The sequence below is a fragment of the Arthrobacter sp. NPDC058127 genome (assembly GCF_042884555.1).
Classification (GTDB): domain Bacteria; phylum Actinomycetota; class Actinomycetes; order Actinomycetales; family Micrococcaceae; genus Arthrobacter.
This window is the reverse complement of the sequence record NZ_JBHVTT010000005.1, coordinates 38,086-61,015: the sequence shown is the minus strand read 5'-3', so window position 1 is coordinate 61,015 and position 22,930 is coordinate 38,086. Positions and strand designations below refer to the sequence as shown.

At 62.5% G+C, this 22,930-nt stretch carries 22 protein-coding genes and 1 pseudogene; 17 read left to right on the top strand and 6 right to left on the bottom strand.

Features of this window, described 5'->3' with window-relative positions; all coding sequences use genetic code 11:
- Positions 1 to 43: 43 nt before the first annotated feature.
- Positions 44 to 472, bottom strand: coding sequence for a YybH family protein (locus tag ACFVTG_RS09470; protein WP_390279851.1), 429 nt, complete (start codon positions 470 to 472; stop codon positions 44 to 46).
- 191 nt (positions 473 to 663) lie between these two features.
- Between ACFVTG_RS09470 and ACFVTG_RS09465 the strand changes: the two genes are divergently transcribed.
- The 4 genes from ACFVTG_RS09465 to ACFVTG_RS09450 all read left to right on the top strand — a co-directional run bounded on the left by ACFVTG_RS09465 (position 664) and on the right by ACFVTG_RS09450 (position 5,374).
- Positions 664 to 1,647: an ABC transporter substrate-binding protein gene (locus ACFVTG_RS09465; RefSeq protein WP_390279849.1), complete on the top strand. Its 984-nt coding sequence runs from the start codon at positions 664 to 666 to the stop codon at positions 1,645 to 1,647.
- A 67-nt stretch (positions 1,648 to 1,714) separates the two neighbouring features.
- Positions 1,715 to 2,665, top strand: coding sequence for a D-2-hydroxyacid dehydrogenase family protein (locus tag ACFVTG_RS09460; protein ID WP_390279847.1), 951 nt, complete (start codon positions 1,715 to 1,717; stop codon positions 2,663 to 2,665).
- A 26-nt stretch (positions 2,666 to 2,691) separates the two neighbouring features.
- Complete coding sequence (locus ACFVTG_RS09455) at positions 2,692 to 3,126, top strand: GNAT family N-acetyltransferase (protein WP_390279845.1); 435 nt, start codon at positions 2,692 to 2,694, stop codon at positions 3,124 to 3,126.
- A gap of 805 nt (positions 3,127 to 3,931) precedes the next feature.
- Positions 3,932 to 5,374: an S-layer homology domain-containing protein gene (locus ACFVTG_RS09450; RefSeq protein WP_390279843.1), complete on the top strand. Its 1,443-nt coding sequence runs from the start codon at positions 3,932 to 3,934 to the stop codon at positions 5,372 to 5,374.
- Between the two features lie 29 nt (positions 5,375 to 5,403).
- Here ACFVTG_RS09450 and ACFVTG_RS09445 read toward each other — a convergent pair whose 3' ends face one another.
- From ACFVTG_RS09445 to ACFVTG_RS09435, 3 genes are read right to left on the bottom strand one after another with little or no spacing between them, the layout of a single operon-like run.
- Positions 5,404 to 5,946, bottom strand: coding sequence for a GNAT family N-acetyltransferase (locus ACFVTG_RS09445; protein ID WP_390279841.1), 543 nt, complete (start codon positions 5,944 to 5,946; stop codon positions 5,404 to 5,406).
- Between the two features lie 27 nt (positions 5,947 to 5,973).
- Positions 5,974 to 6,474, bottom strand: coding sequence for an NUDIX hydrolase (locus ACFVTG_RS09440; protein WP_390279838.1), 501 nt, complete (start codon positions 6,472 to 6,474; stop codon positions 5,974 to 5,976).
- A gap of 2 nt (positions 6,475 to 6,476) precedes the next feature.
- The gene (locus ACFVTG_RS09435; RefSeq protein ID WP_390279836.1) at positions 6,477 to 7,034 is read right to left on the bottom strand and encodes an NUDIX hydrolase; all 558 of its coding nucleotides are present in this window, start codon (positions 7,032 to 7,034) and stop codon (positions 6,477 to 6,479) included.
- Positions 7,035 to 7,177: 143 nt separating this feature from the next.
- Between ACFVTG_RS09435 and ACFVTG_RS09430 the strand changes: the two genes are divergently transcribed.
- A complete protein-coding gene (locus ACFVTG_RS09430) occupies positions 7,178 to 7,438 on the top strand; it encodes a ribbon-helix-helix protein, CopG family (protein ID WP_390279834.1) in 261 nt (86 codons plus the stop codon).
- Positions 7,435 to 7,674, top strand: coding sequence for a hypothetical protein (locus ACFVTG_RS09425; protein ID WP_390279832.1), 240 nt, complete (start codon positions 7,435 to 7,437; stop codon positions 7,672 to 7,674). Before ACFVTG_RS09430 ends, ACFVTG_RS09425 begins: the two co-directional genes overlap by 4 nt.
- Before the next feature lie 73 nt (positions 7,675 to 7,747).
- Here the strand turns inward: ACFVTG_RS09425 and ACFVTG_RS09420 are convergent, their stop codons facing one another.
- The gene (locus tag ACFVTG_RS09420; RefSeq protein ID WP_390279830.1) at positions 7,748 to 9,082 is read right to left on the bottom strand and encodes a peptidoglycan DD-metalloendopeptidase family protein; all 1,335 of its coding nucleotides are present in this window, start codon (positions 9,080 to 9,082) and stop codon (positions 7,748 to 7,750) included.
- A 432-nt stretch (positions 9,083 to 9,514) separates the two neighbouring features.
- Here ACFVTG_RS09420 and ACFVTG_RS09415 point away from each other — a divergent pair, with 432 nt between their 5' ends.
- The 5 genes from ACFVTG_RS09415 to ACFVTG_RS09395 all read left to right on the top strand — a co-directional run bounded on the left by ACFVTG_RS09415 (position 9,515) and on the right by ACFVTG_RS09395 (position 16,780).
- Positions 9,515 to 10,276, top strand: coding sequence for a hypothetical protein (locus tag ACFVTG_RS09415; RefSeq protein WP_390279828.1), 762 nt, complete (start codon positions 9,515 to 9,517; stop codon positions 10,274 to 10,276).
- 304 nt (positions 10,277 to 10,580) lie between these two features.
- Entirely contained in the window at positions 10,581 to 11,069 is a 489-nt protein-coding gene (locus ACFVTG_RS09410) for a hypothetical protein (protein WP_390279826.1), read from the top strand.
- Positions 11,070 to 11,294: 225 nt separating this feature from the next.
- Positions 11,295 to 14,243 carry a SpaA isopeptide-forming pilin-related protein gene (locus ACFVTG_RS09405; protein ID WP_390279824.1) on the top strand — a complete coding sequence of 983 codons (2,949 nt, stop codon included), beginning with the start codon at positions 11,295 to 11,297 and terminating at the stop codon, positions 14,241 to 14,243.
- Positions 14,240 to 15,709 carry a SpaH/EbpB family LPXTG-anchored major pilin gene (locus tag ACFVTG_RS09400; protein ID WP_390279822.1) on the top strand — a complete coding sequence of 490 codons (1,470 nt, stop codon included), beginning with the start codon at positions 14,240 to 14,242 and terminating at the stop codon, positions 15,707 to 15,709. The genes ACFVTG_RS09405 and ACFVTG_RS09400 overlap by 4 nt, the downstream gene beginning before the upstream one ends.
- A 102-nt stretch (positions 15,710 to 15,811) precedes the next feature.
- Positions 15,812 to 16,780 (top strand): class C sortase, encoded by a 969-nt coding sequence (locus ACFVTG_RS09395; RefSeq protein ID WP_390279820.1) that lies wholly within the window; start codon positions 15,812 to 15,814, stop codon positions 16,778 to 16,780.
- A 111-nt stretch (positions 16,781 to 16,891) separates the two neighbouring features.
- Here the strand turns inward: ACFVTG_RS09395 and ACFVTG_RS09390 are convergent, their stop codons facing one another.
- On the bottom strand, positions 16,892 to 17,383 hold the full coding sequence (locus ACFVTG_RS09390) for an Lrp/AsnC family transcriptional regulator (RefSeq protein WP_390280213.1): 492 nt from the start codon (positions 17,381 to 17,383) through the stop codon (positions 16,892 to 16,894).
- A gap of 103 nt (positions 17,384 to 17,486) precedes the next feature.
- Between ACFVTG_RS09390 and ACFVTG_RS09385 the strand changes: the two genes are divergently transcribed.
- The 6 genes and pseudogenes from ACFVTG_RS09385 to ACFVTG_RS09360 all read left to right on the top strand — a co-directional run.
- Complete coding sequence (locus tag ACFVTG_RS09385; RefSeq protein ID WP_390279818.1) at positions 17,487 to 18,941, top strand: amino acid permease; 1,455 nt, start codon at positions 17,487 to 17,489, stop codon at positions 18,939 to 18,941.
- Positions 18,942 to 19,182: 241 nt separating this feature from the next.
- Complete coding sequence (locus tag ACFVTG_RS09380) at positions 19,183 to 20,775, top strand: zf-HC2 domain-containing protein (RefSeq protein ID WP_390279816.1); 1,593 nt, start codon at positions 19,183 to 19,185, stop codon at positions 20,773 to 20,775.
- Between the two features lie 180 nt (positions 20,776 to 20,955).
- A complete protein-coding gene (locus ACFVTG_RS09375) occupies positions 20,956 to 21,762 on the top strand; it encodes a VOC family protein (RefSeq protein WP_390279814.1) in 807 nt (268 codons plus the stop codon).
- A 50-nt stretch (positions 21,763 to 21,812) separates the two neighbouring features.
- Entirely contained in the window at positions 21,813 to 22,022 is a 210-nt protein-coding gene (locus ACFVTG_RS09370; RefSeq protein ID WP_390279812.1) for a YegP family protein, read from the top strand.
- A gap of 437 nt (positions 22,023 to 22,459) precedes the next feature.
- The gene (locus ACFVTG_RS09365) at positions 22,460 to 22,732 is read left to right on the top strand and encodes a helix-turn-helix domain-containing protein (RefSeq protein WP_390279810.1); all 273 of its coding nucleotides are present in this window, start codon (positions 22,460 to 22,462) and stop codon (positions 22,730 to 22,732) included.
- 3 nt (positions 22,733 to 22,735) lie between these two features.
- Positions 22,736 to 22,921 (top strand): annotated as a pseudogene (locus ACFVTG_RS09360) (recombinase family protein); the annotation flags it as partial.
- Between the last annotated feature and the right edge of the window lie 9 nt (positions 22,922 to 22,930).

The following is a 22,930-nucleotide window of genomic DNA, read 5'->3' as shown; positions in this document are numbered from 1 at the left end:
CAGCGGCGCCCGGGTTATTTCTCTCGCTTGCGTGGGTTCCGTCTCAGCTCGTGAAGATGCCTTTGCCTGTCTCCAGGTCGATGGGTAGGGACGAGTGTTCGTGGGCGATCTTCCAGGCGTCGCCCTTCTTCTCAAGGCAAATGGTGAAGCGGTTGGTCATCGCCCGGAGCCGTTCGCCTGCCGCCGAGATTCCGGTGAAGGTCACGGCCGCATGCCCGAAAGCTACGTCCTCCCCTGCGACGGACCGCACATCGTTGAATTCGACCTGCACGCGCTCGTCGCCGAGCGAAGAAAACCATTCACCAGCCATTGACCGCCAAGCCTCGTTTCCCGTGTATTGCCATTGTCTCCAGGAATCGTAGATGTGGACGTTGTCGTCGTAGAGCGCCGCGAAAGCATCCACGTCTTTCGCATGGACAGCAGCCGCGTAGGAATCCAGCGCCTGTGTAACCGGGGTTTGCTCGTTGCTCACGAAAAATCTCCTCACGTGTCGGCGGTTGTGTGTGGGAAGCCTACACCGTGGCTGTTATGTGACCCTTCGGGACCTCGAATGAAGCCCGGTTAACCCCTGTATCCCAGCGTTTCAGAGCGCTTTGACCGGTTCCGGACGCTGCCGGATAGTTGCAGCAACGCACACCATCCATCACTTTCGAAGGGGATTCCATGGCCATTTCACGCCTCAAAACAGGCACCGCGCTGGCACTCGCCGTAACCACGACTCTCGGCCTCGCCGCGTGCTCGGACCCGGGCGCCTCAGCCGCCGGACCGTCGTCGTCCGCTCCCACCGCCAGCGTGGCCGGCAAAACCTTCAACCTCAGCCCCGAGCAGAACCGCCTCCCTGTCACCAAGGACGACGCCGCGGCGGCGCTCGTCCCGGAGGCCATCAAGGCTGACGGCAAACTCACCGTGGTGACCACAGGCGGCACCGCTCCGTTGAGCCTCTTCGCGACGGACAACAAAACCCTCATCGGCAACGAAGTCGATATCGCCTACGCAGTCGGAGAAACCTTGGGCCTAAAGGTTGAAGTCCTTCCCGTGGCTTGGGCCGATTGGCCCTTGGGTGTTGAATCGGGCAAGTACGAGGCCGTCCTCTCTAACGTCACGGTCACGGAGGCGCGTAAGGAGAAGTTCGACTTCGCGACCTATCGCACGGACCTCCTGGGCTTCTACGCCAAGAGCGACTCCACGATCGGTGAGATCAAGGAAGCCAAGGACGTGGCGGGCAAGCGCATCATCGTGGGCTCGGGCACCAACCAAGAGGCGATCCTGTTGCGCTGGGACGCCGAGAACAAGAAGAACGGGCTGAAGCCGGTTGAGTTCCAGTACTACGACGACGACTCCGCTTCCACGCTTGCCGTGCAATCCGGCCGCGCGGACCTGACGTTCGGCCCGAACGCTGGAGCGGCGTACAAGGCCGCAAAGGACGGCAAGACCAAGCAGGTGGGAACAGTCAACGGCGGCTGGCCTCTTAAGGCGGACATTGCCTTCACCACCAAGAAGGGCAACGGTCTTGCCGTTGCAGCCCAGGCAGCCCTTAACAAACTGATCCAAAACGGCACGTATGGAAAGATCTTGGACCGCTGGGGGTTGTCTTCGGAGGGTATTGCGAAGTCGGAACTGAACCCGCCGGGCCTTCCGAAGAGCTAGCGCCGGCTCCGGGGTGTAACTTTCCACGTATCCGGAACCGCGATCCGGACAAGCGAAAGGGAATTCCATGGGCCAGCGCCTTGCCATCCTCGACGACTACCAAGCGGTCGCCTACGACTATGCGCCGTGGGCCGAGCTCGCCGACGACGGCGTCGATGTCACCGTCTTCACGGAGCCATTGGCTGACGCGGTGGACGCCCTCGGCGATTTCGACATCATCATGGCCATGCGGGAACGGACCGCTTTCGACGCCGGACTCCTCCGGCAACTGCCGAAGCTGAAGCTCTTGGTCACCACCGGGATGGCCAACGCAGCCATCGACTTGCGCGCTGCCGAGGAGCAGGGCATCACTGTCTGTGGGACGGGCGGCTCACCCGCCGCGGCGCCCGAGCTGACGTGGGCCCTGCTCCTGGCTTTTGCACGAAACGTGCCGTTCGAGGACCATCGGCTGCGTGGCGGCCACTGGCAATCCACCGTTGGTTTCGAACTGTCAGGAAAGACGCTTGGTGTGCTCGGACTGGGAAGGATCGGGAGCAAGATCGCCGGCTACGCCAAGGCCTTCGGCATGGAGGTGATTGCATGGAGTCCGAACCTCACGGAAGAGACCGCCGCCGCGGCCGGTGCCCGGAAAGTAAACAAGGAAGCACTCTTCCGGGAAGCCGACGTCGTTTCCGTGCACGTGCGGTTATCGGAACGGTCCCGGGGGCTCGTCGGGGAGGACGAACTGCGGCTCCTCGGCCCGGAAGGCGTCCTGGTGAACACTTCGCGTGGACCGATTGTGGACGAGTCCGCCCTCCTCCGCGGCCTCAACGAAGGGTGGCTCGGCGGAGCGGCCCTGGACGTGTACGACGTCGAGCCCTTGCCGGCTGGCCACCCCCTGCTCACGGCGCCACGAACCGTGCTTACGCCGCACTTGGGTTATGTCACCTCGCAAAGCTACGCCCATTTCTATGGCGGGGCCTTCGAGGATGTCCGGGCGTGGGTGCGGGGCAATCCGGTGCGGGTGCTCACTGTTTAGGGCATCGATTGGGGTTGAATGGTCGGGTGCCTGCAAAATTCTCGCTGCGTCCCGCCCTGCCCTCCGACGCCGGTTGGATCGCGGAACTGCGCGCCGTCGTCATGCGTCCTGATTTGGAGCGGCTTGGGCGTTGGGACCCGGTCCGGGTTCGGGAGCGTTTCTTGAATGCGTTCCAGTCGGAATACACCTTCGTCGTTGCCGTCGAAGGGCAAGCTGCCGGTGTCATCGCCGTCCGCCCGGAGCCCGATGCGCTGTGGATCGAACACTTCTACATCGCCCCGGAATTCCAGGGGCGCGGGCTTGGGTCCGGGGTGCTTCGTCAGATCATGGGCGAGTCCAAGGACCACCGGCCGTTCCGGCTCAACGTGCTCCAGGGCAGCCCGGCTCGACGCCTCTATGAACGCCACGGCTTTGTCCTGGAGACCGAGGATCCGGTGGACGTTTTCATGGTCGCGGGATGACTGGTGGGTCCGCCATCAAATCCTTTGGAGGACGCCCTCCCCATGCTTAGGATTCAACCTAATAGCCGTCATTCGGCTGCTCACAGCAGGACAACTTGGGGGAATAGTGCTGATGCGTCATGCCATGCGGCTAGCGATCGTCGTCCTTACCGCTGTTATTTGGGGGACGTCATCCCTGGCATCGGCAAGCATCGCAAGGGCCGACACATACGCGAGCGTGAGCGGAACGGTCACCGTCCCGGCCGGAGTGGATCCTCAGCTGGTGTCTGTTGGGGCTTATCAAAACGGGGGGTATGTCCGATCAGCGGCTGTTTCAGCTAACGGCACGTATACCCTGACAGGTCTCATTCCCGGCCAATACCGATTCAAATTCGACTTTTGCACCAATTGCCGGGGAGACGACCCTTTTGTCGCCGACCAGTGGTTCGGCGGAAAGGGCACCTATGAAGAGGCACAGGAGGTCTCCCTGAGTGAGGGTGAGCAACGAACAGGCATTTCGGCCGAGCTAAATACGGGAGCAACGATCTCTGGCCGTGTAACGGTCCCGGCAGGGACCGACCCCGGCAAGATCGAGGTTAGTGCCGGGCAAAATTCGGTGGGATTTGATACCGGTTATGCGTGGCCTCAAGCGGACGGCACATTCGTTGTCCGGGGACTCCCTGAGGGAAAGTACACGCTGAGGTTTCATTGGTGGGACAGGCAAGCACCGAGCACAGTGCTGGATAGCTACTACGGTGGTTCGGATAGCAATTCAGCAGTAGTCGTCGCGGTCCCGAACCTTGGTCGTGTTGTAGTCAACCAAACGATGGCGGCTGCAAGCTTGATTGCAGGAACCGTAACCACACCGGACGGCCCAGTCTTCTCCGGCGTTGGCGTCCAAGCCTACTCGGAGGACGGGTTATCTCTCGCTGCTGCGACCCGCACCAAACCGGACGGCTCGTATGTCCTGGGCGGGTTAGTGCAGGGAAGATACAAGCTGCTAATTAGCCCTTCCACAACGGAATGGGCAAATCAGTGGCACGGCAAGTTTGCGACAGCGAGGTCTTCGCCTGCATTGTTCGTGGGCGACGGCCAGACCCTCTCCGGTATCAATGATGTGCTCTCTGCCAAGGCCACCATCTCAGGCAACGTCACGTTACCCTCAGCCGACTCCCATTCCGACGTCAGTCTGATTGGGCCGGACGGCGGCGTCGCTGGACGCTCCGACGTTTACGGCGGCACCTTCATGTTTGGGAGCCTCCTTCCGGGAACCTACACCCTTCAGTTCAATCGCGATGGTTCGAAGCAGTCGACCCTAGAAGCTCAGTACTACAAGGGCATTCCTGAAGCGTCCGGTCCGGCAGGGGCGACGCCCATCACTATCGCAGCGGGGCAAGTATCCAACATCAACGACACGCTTCGGGTGGGCGGAACAATTACTGGCCGAATCAATGATGCCAATGGCGCCGCCTTGGCCACCGAAATTCGCGCATACACGAATGACTCCAGGTTCGTCACACGGACAGTAATGTCGGCGGCCGACGGATCGTTTACCCTGGCGGGCCTGACAACCGGCAACTATTTGCTGTCTGCTGGGGAAGATCGGACACCCGTCGTAGAGGCGGCCGTGGCAACAACCGCCGGACAAAACACTGATGTGGGCGTGCTTCAATACCCTGCAGGCACCCGCCTTCCCAGATTCTCTGACGCACCAGACGGTGCCCAGTTCTTCAAGGAGATCCAATGGATGGCGGTTCAGAGCATCTCGACGGGCTGGACAGAAGCCAACGGAACCAGGACCTACCGCCCGCTCCAACCCGTCAACAGGGACGCCATGGCGGCATTCATGTACCGGTTAGCCGGGCGCCCCGCGTTCACACCCCCGGCAACCACCCCCTTTGCCGATATCTCCACGGATAATCCCTTTTATAAGGAAATAGCTTGGCTGGCCGCGAACGGCATCTCAACCGGCTGGACAGAAGCCAACGGAACCAAGACCTACCGCCCGCTCCAACCCGTCAACAGGGACGCCATGGCAGCATTCATGTACCGGCTGGCCGGAAGTCCAATATTCACAGCTCCGCCTGGCACCCCATTCGCAGACATCCGCACGGATAGCCCGTTCTACAACGAAGTAATTTGGCTGGCCGCGAACGGTATCTCAACCGGTTGGACGGAAAGCAACGGAACCAAGACCTACCGCCCGCTCCTACCCGTCAACAGGGACGCCATGGCGGCCTTCATGTACCGGTCCAGCATCGGGTCGTGACGCTGTCGCAAGAACGGCCCCGGGCCCTTTCAGTCGTGCAGGACCACTTGGTAGAGGTTGTGATCTTGCCATTTTCCGGCAATCTGCAGGTATTGCGGTGCCATGCCAATCTGCTGGAACCCTGCCTTGAGCAGCACCCGCTGCGAGGCAGCGTTGTGGAGAAGAGTGCTCGCCTCGATGCGGTGCAGTCCGAGTTCGTCGCGCGCCATTCCGACTATCGTCTGGACCGCAGCGGACGCCAGCCCGCGGCCTGCATAATCGCTATCCACCCAGTAACCCAGCCCCGCGCTCTGGAAGGGCCCACGGACGATTCCTGCAACGTTGAATCGACCGACGAGTCGATCGCCGTCGAACAGGCCGAGTGGATGCCCTTCCCCGGCCTCATGCGCGACGAGGCGGTTGGCAATGTCAGCGGACTGCCAGGTCCCGGTGTAGTACTCCTCGGGCCGTACCGGCTCCCACGGTGAAAGGTACGCACGGTTGCGCACATATGCGGCCGCAAGCGCCGTCGCATCATCGACGCGCAGCACGCGCATGCTGACGCTCTCATTAAGTTGGCGCGATTCAATCATCGGTCAACATTAGACCAGTCGTAGCCGTCAGCGAGTGCTCTGTTGTTCGGCAAACCGGGCGATTACAGTCGCATCGGGCTTGTGGAACGTTCGCCAGTCCGAGCGAACGTCGACCCACCGTGCGGGTTGGCCATCCTCCGGCAAGGGCTTCGTCGCGGGATCGGCGATCGTCCAATAGGACAAGTTCAGCGTCGCTGACCAGTCTGAGCGGTATGAGCGGGCAGCCGCGAAAGCCGGGCGGTCGGCAAGAGGGAGTTCGACGCCGGTCTCTTCCGCAAGTTCGCGAGTTGCTCCCTCGCGCGGCGTCTCGCCCGGTTCCACTCGTCCGCCAGGAGGCACGAGGCCCCGCCAGCGGTGCTGAACGACGAGTATCCGATGGAAGTCCGGCGAGAACACCCACACATCGGCCGCCAGCGGGCGTGGATCCATGAGCCATTCAGACCGGAACCAGGTCAGGAGTCCCTCTTCTGCGATGTGCGCAACGGACACATCATGGATGGCCGCCTCAACGCCGAACTTGTCGTGCACTGTTAACCGATCAGTGCCATCGCGGTGCGCCGGGCGCGTTCCAAGCGCACGCAGAAGCGTGGCGGCACTTGAACTGGCAATTCGTTGATCGGGAACCAACGGACGTCCTCGCTTTCATCGCTCACTGCGATCTCCACATCCGGGTCTGCGGCCGCGACGAACCCCACATCCCAATGGGCGGTGCATGAAAATCCCGCGTGCAGATCGTGTCGGTCAAGGTCCACGATCGCTCGAGAAAGCAGGACAAGGTCACTTATTCCGGACTCCTCGCGAGCCTCCCTCTGCGCAGCTCCCGCCACCGATGCGTCATTCGCCTCGACGTGACCGCCGAACTGCACCCAGAACTGCCCCTTGCGGTGGAAACACAGGAGAACGCGATCGAATTCGGGCGAAAACACGAAGCAGGACCCCGTGACATGTTCCGGTCCGCCATGTCGACGCAACGCGGCGTCCCCCAATACTTTCAGGAACTGCAGATACGCGTCTCTCGATCCCGATTCAGGAAGTGCACTGAGGCTGGCGAGCTGATTGGCGAGAGGCATCCTGCCATCTTGCCGCATGGGGCACCTAAACAACGCAGTGCCACGACGAGTGGTGCGATTCGTCGGATAGATGTCACCCTTGGTGCCCGTTAGCCGATCCCCTTGCGGACAACGGTCAATTCCTCTGGTCATCGAGAGACATTCGTAATACGATTTCCTGCATGGAACGCAAGATGCACGGACGGGAAGTCTCGGAGACCGAGATCGATGGGTGGGTCGAGGAAGCCGAGGCCGGTTACGACGTTGAGGAGCTGAAGGCGCGGATGGGGCGCCCTGCCCGGGGCGCGGAGGCATCTCAGGTCATTCCGGTACGGCTGACGGTCGACGAGCTTGCAGTGGTGATGGCACGGGCCGAGCGCGAGCACCTCAACCGGTCCGAGGCGATCCGCGCCGCCCTGGCCGCTTGGTCACACGCGGCGTGAACGTCCGCCGCTCCGCACATAAGCACGGGATCAGCTCCGCTGACGGGATCGAGGCGGCGACCTGGCCGCTGGTATCAGTCCCCCTGGACGATAACGATCCGCGCAGGTTCCTCCGCCTCGGCTTCGACACCCACGGCCGACTACCGGAACTCGTGGTGCTGGTCTGGGACGACGGTAGCGAAGAACTCATCCATGCGATGAAATGCCGTCCCCAATACCTCGGAATGCTCGGCTAGCACGACGATCTCGCCAGAACATCGACACCGACTTCGTCAACTGGCGCTAATGGGGGCTTTGGAGGATGCGCCTTCAGTCGGCGTGATTTGCCTGTTCCCGCACCCCGACGCCCGGCCAAGGGCGATCTCCTCCCGCTCGGCGAACGACAGATAGCGGCCGGCCAGGTCGCGTCCGCGTCGGGGACGGACCCCTCCGTCGGCCAGCACTTGCCAGAACCGCTGATACACATCTGGAACCATGGACTCCGAGAACAACACCGCCGAACACCACATTCCAATCGGTGTTGCCCGGAGTACCCCCAGGCCGGGAAGTGAGCGTAGGTGTGCCCGTTGTGCCGGTGGGGTTGGGCGTCGCCGTGGACGTCGGCTTGGGCGATGGAGTGGGCGTCCCGGTCCCGGTGGGAGACGCCGTCGGACTCCCGGTGGGTGAGGCCGTCGGCGTGTGCGTGGCCGTAGCCGACGGGCTCGGTGCCCCGACCTTGGTCTCCTGCACCCCGCCGGTCACCGCCTGTCCAGAGGGCACGGCTCCCGGGTCAGTCGGCACGGCCCCGGGGATGGACCAGACAGACCCCGGCGAGGTCGCAGTGGCGGAACCTGGCTGGTAGCTCACCATCGGGATATCGCCGAGGGGATCCACCTGCTTGGTTGGCAGGAACGTCCAGTTCATGGGGTTGGTGTAGACGCCGTTGAGGATCGTCTCGAAGTGCAAGTGGCAACCCGTTGAGGAACCCGTGGTTCCCACCCTGGCAATGACCTCGCCCACCCGGACCGATTGCCCCTTGACGACGGCGATGCCCTGCAGGTGGTTGTACGTCGTAACGAGGCCGTTGCCGTGATCGATTTCCACGCGATTGCCGCCACCCCATGGGTGCCAGCCCAGGGCCCGGACCACGCCGGAATCGGCCGCGTAGACGAGCATGCCGCAAGCCGCGGCGAAGTCCTGTCCCCAGTGGAACTCCCCCGGCAATCCGGTGAAGGGATCGATCCTCAACCCGAACGGAGAGCTCGGAAACAGCACTTCGAGCGGCGCGTAGAGTTTCCCGGCGGGCGGCCGGTCCAGGGAACTCGACGCGACATTGAGGGTGCCTACGCCGTTCTTGTCGAGGGTTTGGACCGGGGAGCGTTCAAAAGACACCGTGGCTTTGTCACCCGCCGGGACCGCGGCCGATGACGGGCGTTGAGGCACGCTCCCCTGCGCGCCGGCAGTGGCATCATCCGTGGGCAGCATGCCGGGTTCAACCTGGCCAGTGGCCAACGATCCTTCGCTTGCCGGCCCGCCCGTGCGGGGGCCCTGGAAACCAAAAGCGAAGATCACCACCACAGCGAGGAAGCACGCCGAAAGGACCCGGCCGAATCTTCTTGAGAGCACCAGATCGACAACCTGGCCAGACTCACGATGCTTACCCACAGCCACTCCCCCTCGAGACTAGGCGCCACCGCCAGGTGGTGCGTTTGCGTGACATGCACCCGGGCGGAGTGATCGCTGGGGGACGCCTCCGCCCGGGGCACGGCCGGACACGCAACGGATTAGGCTCCGCGCGGCCGGTCCCTGAGAGATCCGCGCTTCGCCAGTGGCATGTCTGGCGATGGTTTAGTGGCGGTTAGGCACGGATCGTGCCGCGAAGAAGACCCGAAAACTGGTGAATAGGTTTGGTCGCTCGGTCGACTGCCCCAAGGACATCGTGACGAAAGGAGCCCTCAGCGTTCGGCAACAGGCGCCAAAGCTGAAACCGGGGCCCGTCTTTCGGGCCGCCGGGCTTGAATGGTCGCCCGGCGAAAAATTTTCGCGGTGCTTGCGACATGATCGTCATGAATCGTCTGAACGCGACACACATTGGGCATGAACATTCAAGCAATGGCCTCGGTGCCCGTGGTGGACGGCATCGGGCGGCTTCTGGCCCGTTGGCGCGACCAGAGCCTACGCGATGGTTGGCTGTATGTCCGGGATTGGTTCGTACCGGAAGTCGAAGAAATGGCCTCCTCCCTGATTGACGGGGTTTCCTTCGGCCGTGCGGCGCACCATCTGGGCGCATCCCGTTCGTTTCACGGCGTGGGCATCGGTGAAACGATGGCCGACCTGCGGTCCCTTTTTGTGGTCGCCGGCATGCCCGTTGATCACAGCGCGCTGCAGGAAATCGCCGTCGGGTGGGTTGAGGCCGGTGAGGACCACCAGCCTTCATCCTGTACGGATGTCAGAACGGGCCTGGCAACCACCGCCCATTTCGAACGCGTACTCCAAGACTCACGGACGGCGAACGGGGCCGGCAAGCTCGTTTTGGGGACGATGTTGTTTCCTCTCATGGAGAAGTGGCTGAAAGTTTCCTGGGCCGTGTCCGCGGAAGTGGGCCGTATCTGCGCCCAGGAATTCACTGGCGAATCAGCGCTGCAGGTATATCGCCATGGCAGGCTGGACTTCCTTATCCAGGGGTCAACACGGGATCTTGCCGACGCGCTCAGGTGTAAGGAGCGGCTTGAGACGCTCCGTAACGGGGCGCTAGGCCCCTGCGAGTTCCGGTACCGGCCCGTTCCGTCGACGGATGCCGAGGCCATGAGGTTCGTGGCGCAGCTCAAAAGGATCCCGGTCATGCGGGAGTCCCGATGACGTGCCACGAAGGTTCGGAGAATCTGTTTCCGTCGGCCACGGTCATGGCCCGGCGCGTGGACGGGGGATCACTACGGCTCATTGCCATCATCGATGCTGTTCGCAGCCTCGAAAGCCTAAACACGACCGGTGGTCAGGACACCGCGACCGGCACGCGGCGATTCACGGCGTCAATAGACACTGTGCCCGAACCGATGATGCCTTCCACGAACGACGCCGTCGATCAAGTACCCGTACGAGGACGCCGCCGGGCGGAACCGCCGAGAAACAAGTGGTTGTACACGCTTTTCGCGAGGAGGTCCTGATGCTGCATCCACAAGGTGGTCCGGAGATGCAGAGTGAACGGCGAACCCACAAATCCAGACGCGCGTCGCATCCATCGGATGCCACCACTCCCGGGGACTTCTTGGTGTGCCCGGTGCACAGTCCCGGGGTGCGGCTGGTTCACTACGCCGACAAGGCCAGCGCGGCTCCTCACGATACCTTGGCCTATTCCGCGTGGATCATCAACGACTCAGGGGAAGAGCTCACCGATGTCACCCTTGTCCTGCGATCGTTCACCAACGCAGGAATGGAAGAACTGCGCTACACGACCGGCCCGTCCGTCTTGAGCCTCGGGCAGATGCCGGCCGGAGGGGAAACCGAGTTGGTCTTCACGTATGTCGTCACCGAAAACGACCAACGCCATGCAGGAGAGCTCATCAGCGCCATGGCCGTCCAGGCAGTGACGGCTTCCGGGGCGAGACTCTGGGATGAACACGACGCCATCACACCCATTTCCTTGCCTGAATAGCCGGTCGTGCCGTTTTGCGGACGACACAGGGCGGATCTCAGATGCCCCTGGGAAAGAGTTGGGAGTTTCCTACCAGAACCCGCGTCACGTTCCTCCGGGTGCATGCACATACCCGGCAGACGCAAAGTTCCGGGCGCAGGCCCCGGATGGTTTCCAGTGAGTGAGGTGTCGGGTGATTTTGAATAAATTCACCACAGCAGGGCATGGAATCAGGTGCGGTTCCTGATGACTGCCTGGAATTTCCCGCAGGTCTTCAAGCAGACCTCCGCCGTGCTGCCCCCGAAGGCGCTCCGCACCCGGTCAAGGCTGGTCCTGGGACTTGGCGTTGTCCTGGTGCTTCTGCTGCAGCTCGTAGCGATGCCGGCGACCGCGAACGCAGCCGGGTCCCCGCAGGGTGCGGCCGGGCAGAGCGTCGCGGCGAATACCGGCATGGCATTGCCCGCTGCGTTGACCGTTTCCCAGGTCTGCACCCCCGGCGTCTTCTACGCAATCAATAGTTCCGGCGGGATCTACCGTTCGCACGTGGACTCCAGCAACAACCCGGTGCTCGACTACCAGATGGCAAACACCAATACCGTCCGCAACAATGCGAATGGGCTGGCCGTCAGCAGCCAGACGGGAATCCTGTATTACATCGACAAGTTCACCAACGGCCCCACCGGCCCTTCGTCGGTCAACATCTACTCCTACGATCCCACCGCAGCCAGTCCCGCACCGGTCCTTCTCAAAACGAACGTCGATACCTCGGTGATAAATGACAGCGTGGTGGCCGGTGCGGTCAACCCGCTCGACGGCGCGTACTACTTCGGCGGCTACGCGGACATCCCGGTGGCCGGAAGCAACCCGCCGAGCTGGACCGTCAATCTGTACGTCTGGCGCTACGATCCTGCCACCGGGGCGGTGGCCTTGGTGGTCAACGGTCTGCAGGTTTCCTCCTCCGCGTACCTGGGCTACAACTTCAACACAGTTACGCAGTCCTGGGACCCGGTACCCGCCAACCGCAACGGCGACTTTGCCTTTGACAGCCAGGGAAATCTCTACGCGATCCTTTCCCAGGTCGACAACGCGCAGACCGCGTACCCCGGAAGCGTCCAAATCTTCACCATCACCGGGGTGGATGCCACGCCCGGCGCGACCCTGGCCAACGCCACTGGAAGCATCCTGATCGGCAATTCAACCAACGATCCCGGTTACAACGGCATCGCTTTCGATTCCAACGGCTCGCTCATTATTGAGTCGAACAATGGCGGGACGAGTACCAACGTCACTGTCTATGACCCCAACACCTTCCAGCCTTTGGGGACCAGGACAGCACTCGCCTACGGCTACGGCACCGACCTGGCCTCCTGCCAGCCCGCGCCGCCCCACGTGAAACTGCAGAAGGAAATCGTCGGCGGCCGGGTCAACACCAGCGACCAGTTCAACCTGTCCATCAAACGCGGCGACACCGCGGGCAACGGTGCGGTCCTGGGAAGCACTACCACCTCCGGCAGCGCGTCCGGCCTTCAGAGCCGCCAGGTCGGCCCGGCAGCCGTCCTGGCTCAGGTGAGCGGGGTGTATTACACGTTCTCCGAATCCCAGACCACGGCCAGCGGCGGGTACACGACTACCTGGAAATGCTGGAACACCCCGGACCTCACCGCCGCACCATTTCTGAGCGGCACCGGGACCTCGTTCAACGTCAACAGCACTAGCATTCCGGTTTCCTCGGGCACCGTCTCCACCGAGGTTACCTGTCGCTTCGTCAACACGGCTCTGCTACCCAACCTGGTGGCCTCCAAGAACGTGAGTCCAGCGGCCGGGACCATGGTCCAACCCGGACAGGTCCTCACCTACACGCTGAATTTCGACAACACAACCGGTACCGCCCCGGCCGCTGTCAGTTACACCGACTGGCTTGGGGACGTCCTGGACGCCTCGACCTTCGTGGCCGGTTCCATCACCACGACCACCACGAGCGGGACTGCCCTGGTTGTCACGAACAACTCGGGGGCAACCCCAAAAACCCTGGGGATCACCGGCACGGTGGCCGCCGGGGCGAAAAGCACCGTGACCTATCAGGTGAAAGTCAACAACGCCGGCAACCTGGGCGATGCCGCGCTTGAGAACTACCTGACACCCTCGACCACCATCACTCCGCCAACGACCTGCCCGGCCGGCAGCACCACCTGCACGGTCAACCCGGTGGGGGTATGGACGCTGGGCAAGACCGCTTCACCGCCCTCGGGAACGTCCATCAACCCGGGCGACCCGGCTGCGAGCAAGGTGATCACCTACACGGTGACCGCCACCAACTCCACCGCCAACCCCATCACCGGTGTCATCCTCACCGATGACCTGAGCCAGGTCCTGAACAACGCGACGTTCACAGCAGGTTCAGCGAAGCTGACCATCAACGGCGGCACACCCGTCGCTGTGCCGGATCCAGGCGCAGACAGCAAGCTGGTCACTCCCTCCTTTACCCTGCCCGGCAACGGAACAGCTGTTTTGACCTACTCGGTGACGGTCAACTCCAATGCGTGGCTCGTCACCCTGAAGAACGGGGCAACCGGCAACGGGCTCATCCCGCCGGTCCGATGTGCCACAGGCAGCGCAGCCCCGCTTGATCCGGCATGCTTCACGACGAACCCCACCACCGGCCACCTGTTCGTTCAAAAGACGGGCCCAGGTCCGACCCAGGGTTCCACCGTCCCCCTGACCGGTTCGACCTTTGAAATCCACAATGATGCAGCCGGGCAAATGGGCACCACCGTGGTCGGGGTAAGCAGTGCCGTATCCGGGTCACCCGGACTCATCGAGGTCAGGAACCTGACCCCGGGAACATACTGGCTGCTGGAAACCAAGGCCCCGAACGGCTACTCACTCCTGGCAACACCCGTGAAATTCACCGTCGCGGCCAACGGCAGCATCACTTTGGACGCGGCCACCGCAGGCACGTCCGCGACGGTAAACGGTTCGACCATTACCGTCACGGACGTGGCGGCCGTCAAGCTTCCAGCCGCCGGCGGACCAGGCAATGCCGGCCTTTACGGAGGCGTCCTTGCCGGGATCCTCCTCCTCATGACTTCCCTCGCCCTCATCGTCATCAGGCGAGCGGACAAGACCCCACAAACCCGGATTGCCGAGCTCAGCTCCGTGCATCTCACTGGGGACAACAAGAAAGGAACACGATGAAATCATCGAAGGTGAGGCGGGGCGTACTAGCTTCGCTGGCCGCAATTGCCTCAGCAGCAATGCTGGCCCTCGGGGCCGGGGGCGCCTACGCGGCGAACATTGCGAACATCGATCCGTCCCAGACGGCTACGCTGACCATCCACAAGTACCAGACGCCGGCCACGCCGACCAACCTGCCCAACAACGGAACGGCCCTGACCCCTGCCCAGCTGTCGGGCCTGACCCCGATGGCCGGGGTGACGTTCACGGTTCAGAAGGTCAACAACATTGACCTGACGACCAACGCGGGCTGGACCGCCGCGGCAGCCCTGACCCCGGCCCAGGCCGCGGCGCAGGCAGCAACCCCGGGCTCGACCGTCACAACCGACGCGAGCGGAACAGGGACCCTGGGGAACCTTCCCCTGGGCCTGTACCTGGTGACAGAGACCGGCTACCCGGCCGGTGTCACTCCTTCCGCGCCGTTCCTGGTGACCCTTCCGATGACGGACCCGGTGAATGAGAACAACTGGATGTACAACGTCAACGTCTACCCCAAGAACGCCGTGACCGGGGCCACGAAGACTGTCGCGGACGCCCCGGCCATCAAGCTCGGCGACAACGTGCAGTGGACCATCACGGGCGACATTCCCAATGTCAACCCGATTGACGGCTACCGGATCACCGACCAGCTCGATCCGAAGCTGACGTACACGAACTCGACCGTAGCGCTCTCCAACGGCGCCACGCTCACGTTGAACACGGATTACACCATCGCATTCAACACGGCCACGAACACCCTCACCGTCGATTTCACCGCCAGCGGCCGCGCCATCCTGGCCGCCAACCCCACGGCCAAGGTCGTCGTGACCGTGAACACCACAGTGAACGCGGTCGGCCAAATCTCGAACACGGCCAACGTCTACCCGAACGCGGCCAGCTTCAACATCACCCCGGGACAGCCCGGCGGCCCGGTCGTCACTCCACCGGTGGTTACCAAGTGGGGCGACATCGTCCTGCACAAGCAGGACTCCAAGACCTCCGCAGCCCTGGCAGGCGCCACGTTCTCGGTCTACCCGACCCAGGCTGATGCCCTGGCGGGCACCAATGCGATCAGCGTCGGAGGGGCCAGTTCCTGGACCACCGATGCCAGCGGCAACCTGGTGATCTCCGGACTGCGCTACTCCAACTGGGCCAACGGGGTCGCGGTGAGCCCGGGCCAGCCCGGCTACCAGGCGTACTGGCTGGTGGAGACCAAGGCCCCGGCCGGCTACGAACTGCTCGCCCAGCCGGTCCAGACCACGGTCACCAGCTCGGACCCGACGGTCGTCACCGTGACGATCAACAACGTCCTGCACAACGCAGGATTCCAGCTGCCGCTCACCGGTGGCGTGGGAACCTGGGCCCTGACCGCGGGCGGGATCCTCGTGCTGGCAGGCGCCGGCCTGTTCCTGGTCACCGGCCGCCGGAAGCGCAACGAGGCAAAGTAATCCATCCCTCGGTAACCTGCACCCCGTGATGCAGGGTATGGGGCATCCACCAATCTGGTGGATGCCCCATACCGCTCCCGTCCATCAAAGCAAGAGGCTCCAATGACTCAAACCCTCGAAGAATTCATGGAGGGTTCCGAACCGGACCCTGAAGGCCCCTTTCGGCGCCGCAGAACCGGCAGAAAGGCGGCCGGACACAACCGCATCCAGTCAGGGCTTGCCGACCGCAAATTTGTGACGATGATGGTCATCGCCGCCCTCGGTCTGGGCCTGGTCCTCTACCCCCAGGCAGCGGACTGGTTCAGCTCGATATCCCATAACAGCCAACTTTCCGGCTACGCGCAGGAAGTCAACCAACTTGAACCCTCGGCCCGGACGAAAGTACTCGACCGGGCACGCGCCTACAACTCCCGCATCCCCGACGGACAACTGCGGGACCCGTACTCCGCCCAAGCTCCCACGACGACCACGACGACCTCGGGCAGTCAGCTTGGGGACTATCAGAGCCAGTTGAACGTGGGCAACGACGAGGTGATCGGAAGACTCCGCTACCCGTCCCTGAACATTGATCTGCCGATCTTCCACGGAACCAGCGACGACGTCCTGGCCAAAGGAGTCGGCCACCTCTACGGATCCTCCCTTCCCGTAGGCGGACCCGGAACGCACAGCGTCCTGACATCACACTCCGGGATTCCGAATGCGGAACTCTTCAACCCCCTCCATAGCGCCAAAACGGGTGACATCTTCTCCACCGAAGTCATGGACCACACGTTCCTCTACAAAGTGAGCAAGATCGAAGTGGTCAAACCGGATGAGGTCTCCTCCCTGAAAATCACCGCGGGCGAGGATCAAATCACCCTGATCACCTGCACGCCCATTGGAGTGAACTCACACAGGCTCCTTGTCCACGCCTCCCGGATCGCGGACATCCCCAAAGACGCCCCGGAACAGGAAACCCTCGCGGGACGCCAAACCACCATTGGATTCCCGTTCTGGATTGTCTACTTCATCGGCGGGCTGCTGGCCTTCTACCTGGCCTCCCGTGCCTGGAACCGTCGACGCGACCGGTGATCCGGTGGAACGGACGAACAAAAGCACGCCTGTGCTCCACAACACCCCGAGCTGAAGGCGGCAGCCCGCGAACGGCACAGGCACCCCCCGAGGGCCGCAATCTGGCCGGACTCAGTCCCCAGGCGTCAGGTGGTCGAAGACCAGGTTCGTCTGGGTGTTCGCAATGGCGGGATCCGATGCCAGATGCGCGGCAATGAAATCCCGAAGTTCCTTTGGCGTCCCGCAGGCGACGTGCACGAAGAAGTCCTGGTCGCCCGCCAACAGGAAAACACTCTGAACGTTTGGCAGGGCCCGCAGCCGTTGCGCGATAGCCAGCATTTTGTTTCGCGCCTGCGAGTTCACGCGCACGGAGATGAGCGCGAAGACGATCAAACCCAAGGCCTCGAGGTCCACGGACGCATGGAATCCCCGGATGATCCCGGCCTCGCGCAGTGCACGGACCCGACCCAGACATGTGGAAGGCGCAATGCCTGCTTTGGAGGCCAACACATTGTTGGGAATCCTGGCATCGGACATCAGCTCTTTGAGGATCAACCGGTCTGTATCGTCCAGCCGAACCCGATTCGAAAGCCGCCCCTGCGGGCGGGGGGCGGATGAATCCACCACGAAATCACCTCTGTTTTTTTGTGATTCTTCAGAATCCTTGCTTCTGGCTTTAGTTGGATTCTATCTTGAAGCGATTTATAGAATCGACGAGGAGGTCGAGATGGACAGTTTCGATAAGATCCAACAACGCGAGGGTGGCCTCAAACGGCAGCTCACTTCGCGCCAAATGACCATGATCGCCCTTGGTGGAGCCATCGGTACGGGGTTGTTCCTGGGGAGCAAGTTTGCCATCGGCCTGGCTGGCCCCAGTGTGATCATCAGCTACGCAATCGGCGGTTTGGTCGCGCTGTTGCTCATGGGGAGCCTGTCCGAGATGACCGTTGCCCACGCCACCTCCGGATCATTCGGAGCCTATGCCGAACATTACGTCAGCCCCTTGGCCGGCTTCCTCGTCAAATACATGTATTGGTCCTGCATCGTCCTTGCCGTGGGAACGGAGGTCACGGCCATCGGCGAATACATGAAGCTTTGGTTCCCGGATATTCCGGCGCTGATGTGGGTCATCCTGTTTTCGGCTGTGCTGATCGCCGTCAATGCCATGAACGTCAAGGCATTCGGGACACTCGAATATTGGTTCTCAAGCATCAAGGTCTTCGCGATCGTCGCCTTCATCGTGCTGGCTGTTTACATCGTATTCGGCACCCGCAAAGAGGGCACAGGTTTCCAGAACTACGCTGCCGACGGCGGCTTCTTTCCCCACGGTTTGTCCGGCACCTGGTTTGCGGTGATTGTGTCGATCTTCAGCTACCTCAGCATCGAAATGATCGCCGTGGCAGCAGGCGAGGCCCGCGATCCTGCCACGGCGGTCAAGAAAGCCTTCCGCACCACCATCGTGCGGTTGCTCTTGTTCTACATCGTCACCTTGGCCCTCATCATGGCCATCGCCCCAATGGGTCAGATCCTCACCGGCGGAAGCCCGTTCGTCACCGTGATGCAAAGCCTCGGCATTCCCTTCGCGGACAGCCTACTGACCGTAGTGGTGATCATCGCGGCCCTCTCGGCCATGAACAGCCAACTGTATATCTCCACACGCATGATCTTCAGCCTCTCGCGCAGCGGTGACGCTCCCGCCCTCTTGGGGAAGCTGCGCGCAAACGGTTCACCCGTGAACGCACTGATCCTCTCCACCGCCGGAATTGCAATCGCGACCGTGGTCTACGCCATGTTCCCCGAAACGGCATTCACGTTCATGATGGCCATTTCGATGTTCGGGGCGATGTTCACCTGGTTCATGATTTTCGTGACCCATTGGTTCTTCCGACGCAGCATGAAACGCTCCGGAACAGAACTGACCTTCAAGACGAAGTTCTACCCCGTGGGCACCATCCTGGGCGCCGTGCTCATGCTAGCGATCCTTGCCAGCACCCTGGCCACCGAAGCCTTCAGCATGACGCTGATCTTTGGCTTGCCGTTCCTGGCACTCGTGACCGCACTGTACTTCGTAGTGCAGCGACGCAAACGTCACGACTCGAATTCAGAGCGGAAGACCGCCGTCGTATCCGCTGAAAACAGCACGGACTCCCCCGGCTCAACCCCGCTGACTGAAACCGTATGAACCAGAAGACCGCGGACAGGTCCCCAGGTCTTGAGATATGCGCAGGGACCTCGACATCGTGAACGCCGGTGAAGACTCGGCCGCTGTACCGCTCTCATGCAGGTCCGCGAATGTCACCCGGGTCCAGGGAGTCGGCATCCCGTGCTTCATGGAGAAAGATTCCAAAGCTGCGTCATGACTTACAGGTCCAGACACTGTGTAGGTATGGTCGGGGATTTTTATGTTCGTAGGGAAGCTGGCAATGGCGCCTAGTACTACATCGTCAAAGGCTGACGCTGTCAGCGACGGTCAACTGATAACCATGGTCCGCGGTGGAAACCTGGATGCCTATGACGGGCTCTACGCCCGCCACGTCTCCATCGCTTCGACCGTGGCCCGCAAAAACGTCGACAACCTCAGCGACGCCGACGACGTCGTCGCCGAAGCATTCCAGTCGGTCCTGCAGAGCCTGGTCGCGGGCAAGGGACCTGAGCAGTTCTTCCGTGGGTACTTGTTGTCCGCGGTGACACGGCTTGCCCACCACAGGAACCGGAAAGCCCGCCACGCCCTGCCGACCGGCGACGAGGCTGTTCTTGACCACAAAATGACACCGGACGATCCCGCCATCCAGGCCTTCGAATCCCACACCGTCGCCCGCGCCTTCCGATCACTGCCGGAACGATGGCAATCAGCGCTGTGGTACCTGGACGTGGAACGGATGAAACCCGCCGCAGTCGCCCCGATCCTCGGGCTCTCGCCCAACGCTGTCTCCGCACTGGGCGTGCGGGCGCGGGAAGGGTTGCGCAGACAGTATTTGCAGATGCACGTCAGCGAGAATCCGCAAGGTGCCTGCACGAAGGTCGTCCCCCAGCTTGGATCTTATGTTCGCGGAGGCCTGTCCAAACACGCCGAGGCGAAAGTCCGGGATCACCTTGACGGCTGCGCCAAGTGCACGGGCGTGCTGCTGGAGCTCAGGGACGTGCAGTCAACCATGCGGGCCGTGCTCCTGCCCCTGATCACAGGCGTCCCGCTGGCTGTCTGGGAAAGCGGTGCCTCGGGACTGGGCATTGCGGGACAGCTACCTGCGGCGCCGGCGGCTTCCGGGGTGGCCGGCATCTCGAAGCCCTTGTTGATGTCGATTTTGGCCGCGCTGGCGGTGGGACTGGTGGTGGGCGCTGTCGGCATCGTCCAGGTCCTGATCGGCCAGCCCACAGCAAGGGCGCACCAGGATGCCGTGATACACACCACCCAGCCTGCCCGGCCGACATCGACGCCGTCACAGGCCCCCGCTCCCGTCGCCTCCGCAGCGCCCGCGCCCCCGCCTCTTCCGGCCCTGCCGGACCAACCAGAGCCGCCGGTGATCGCTGAACCCAACTTTGCGATACCGGTACCACCGCGAACGCCTGCGCCGGCACCCATACCCCCGCCCGCGCCGTCGCGAACCTCAACCCCGACGGCGACTCCCACGCCCGCGCCGTCGCCGACCCCGACGCCGACGCCGACCCGCGCAAAAGTCAGCGCTACCGCGAGCCGGACGGACACGGGTGCGGACCCCACGAGTGCAACGCTCGAGACCGTCTTCACCCTGGCTCGAGGAATCGGGAATGCCACCGCCGACTTCTCGATCAACGCGCCCGGCACCATTTCAAGCGGCTCCGTTACCGCCCCCGCTGGCTGGAGCTGCTCGGCGAAGCCGTTGGATCCTTCCGGCATCAGTTGCGCCACAAGTTCAGTGCAGCCAGGCGAATTGAAGTTCAGGCTCAACGTCACCATCCTGGACCAGGGCGTCCACACCCTGACGTATGGCTTGAGTGGACCCGGGATTGCAGCTAACACCTTCTACTACGACTTCTGATAGATGTAGCGGCCCAAGAATTCCCCGACGGCCGCGGCGTCACGAAGTAGCGCTCCGGTGCACTCATTCATCGGTAGCGCCTAAAACGGCTGCCTTTTCGCAATGTAAGTAACACGTGGACACCACTTTGTTTACGCCAAGCAAAGCCGCCGCACCACGCTGCATACTCAGAGGAGCATCATGCCTGTTCGCAACGAAAAATGGCCCGAGGGGACCCCGAACTGGGTGGACGCCCAAGTGGATGACGTCCAAGCCGCCGCGGACTTCTACGCCCGGTTGTTCGGCTGGGATATCCAGGACGCCGGCCCGGAAGCGGGCGGCTACCACATGGCTTTCCTTGGCGGTTTACCGGTGGCCGGGATAGGCCCCAAACCCGGGAACGCCGGCCTGCTGCCGTCAGTCTGGAACACGTACCTCGCCGTCGACGACGCCGATGCCACCGCGAGGAAGATCACCGAAGCCGGCGGCCAGCTCATGATGGCCCCGTTCGACGTCATGGACCAAGGACGCATGACCGTGGCCCTCGACGCGGCAGGGGCCGTCTTCGGCATCTGGCAGTCAACCGGGCACAACGGCATCGGCCGTTACAACGAACCCGGGGCCGTGTGCTGGAACGAACTTCACACCCGGGACTACCAGCCTGCACGTGATTTCTACGCCAGCGTCTTCGGCTTCGGCTACACGGACATCGGCGACGGTTCAGAGTTTGTCTACTCCACCTTCGAGCACCCCAAGGACGGACAGACCGTCGGCGGAATCTCGCACGACACCAACCTCCCGGACGGCGTTCCGGGCTACTGGCTGACGTGGTTCCAAGTCCAGGACCCGGACGCGACCCTGGACGCCGCCGCAGCGCTCGGCGCGGCCACGCTCGTCCCGCCAACCGACAGCCCCTTCGGCCGCATGGCCATCCTCCAGGGCACCCAGGGCGAAACCTTCGGCATCATCAACCCACCCGCCGAAGCCGGAAACACCCAGGAGCCCTAGAAACGGCACCGGGGGGAAGAACCAAAGACGCTAGCTAAGGAAGCACCGCAATGGCCTCACAATTCAATCTCCACGTTGACGCGGACGCCCGTCTGCGGTTCCAACTCGTCACCGGTAACGGAGACGTGCTGCTCACCTCCACTGCTTTTGAGGACGAGGATGCTGCGATCGCAGCGATCTGGTCCGTGCGCGAGGCCGCGGTCAAGGGACGCATCATTGATCTCACCGGCTCGGAGCCGGAAAACCACACCGCAGACTAAACATGGCCTCGGCATTGAGCCAGTCGATCTCTGAATCGGCGGCCATCCACTTCATGATCATGGCAGTGCTGATTACGGCGGCAGGTACCGTCGCCTTGACCGGAGTCCTCCTCGTGTTGCTGACCGCTCCTCTCGCCGCTTTGGCAATCCGACACCAGCGCACAAAGAGGAAGCGAATCCGCGCAGCACACGGAACCCCGCCCGATCATGCTTTCAGGGGAAGAACCCCTTGTCGGGGCCATCGTCAGTGCAGAGCCCGTCCACCGGGACCAAGATCTTCCCATCAGTCTTGATGAATCTGCTGCGTCAGAGGAATCGGGTGCGGCCAGGCCGTCGGAACAAGCGTAGGACTGACCGCTTCAGGAGTGGTCAGTCTCACGGCATCGGACGCATCGTGCAGCTCGCGTTTCGTACAAGTTGAAGCATGAAAGGCAGAAATGTCTACAGTTCCGCACGACCGGACAGACGAGGCTTTCCTGTCGGTGGGTCCTACCGGCTCCGCCACCCCCGCTTCCTTGATAGTCGACTATTTGTTCAAGAATGGCGCCAGCAAAGTGGCCGACATCTGTCATGACGTCGGGGTGCCTAGAAGTACCGTCTATGACCATCTTCTCAGGCTCGAAGCAGCAGGGGTCGTCCGCTCGGACATTGCGCCCGGGAGCAGGGCCCGTTTCACCCCGCACTTCTCCCTGAACCCGAGCGCCCGCTGAGCGGCCGCCGGTGTGGACCCCGATGCGATCTATGTCGACCACGGGTTCACCGGCACCAAGCTCGACTGCCTCGCCTGTTCGCTTCCCGACGCACGGAACATCGCCGACGAGCTCACCCGCAAGGGAGTGACTCTGAACGTCGGCGGAAGCATCTACGATCCGCACGACCCTGTGGGTAAGCTGCTGTTCCCGGCGGCG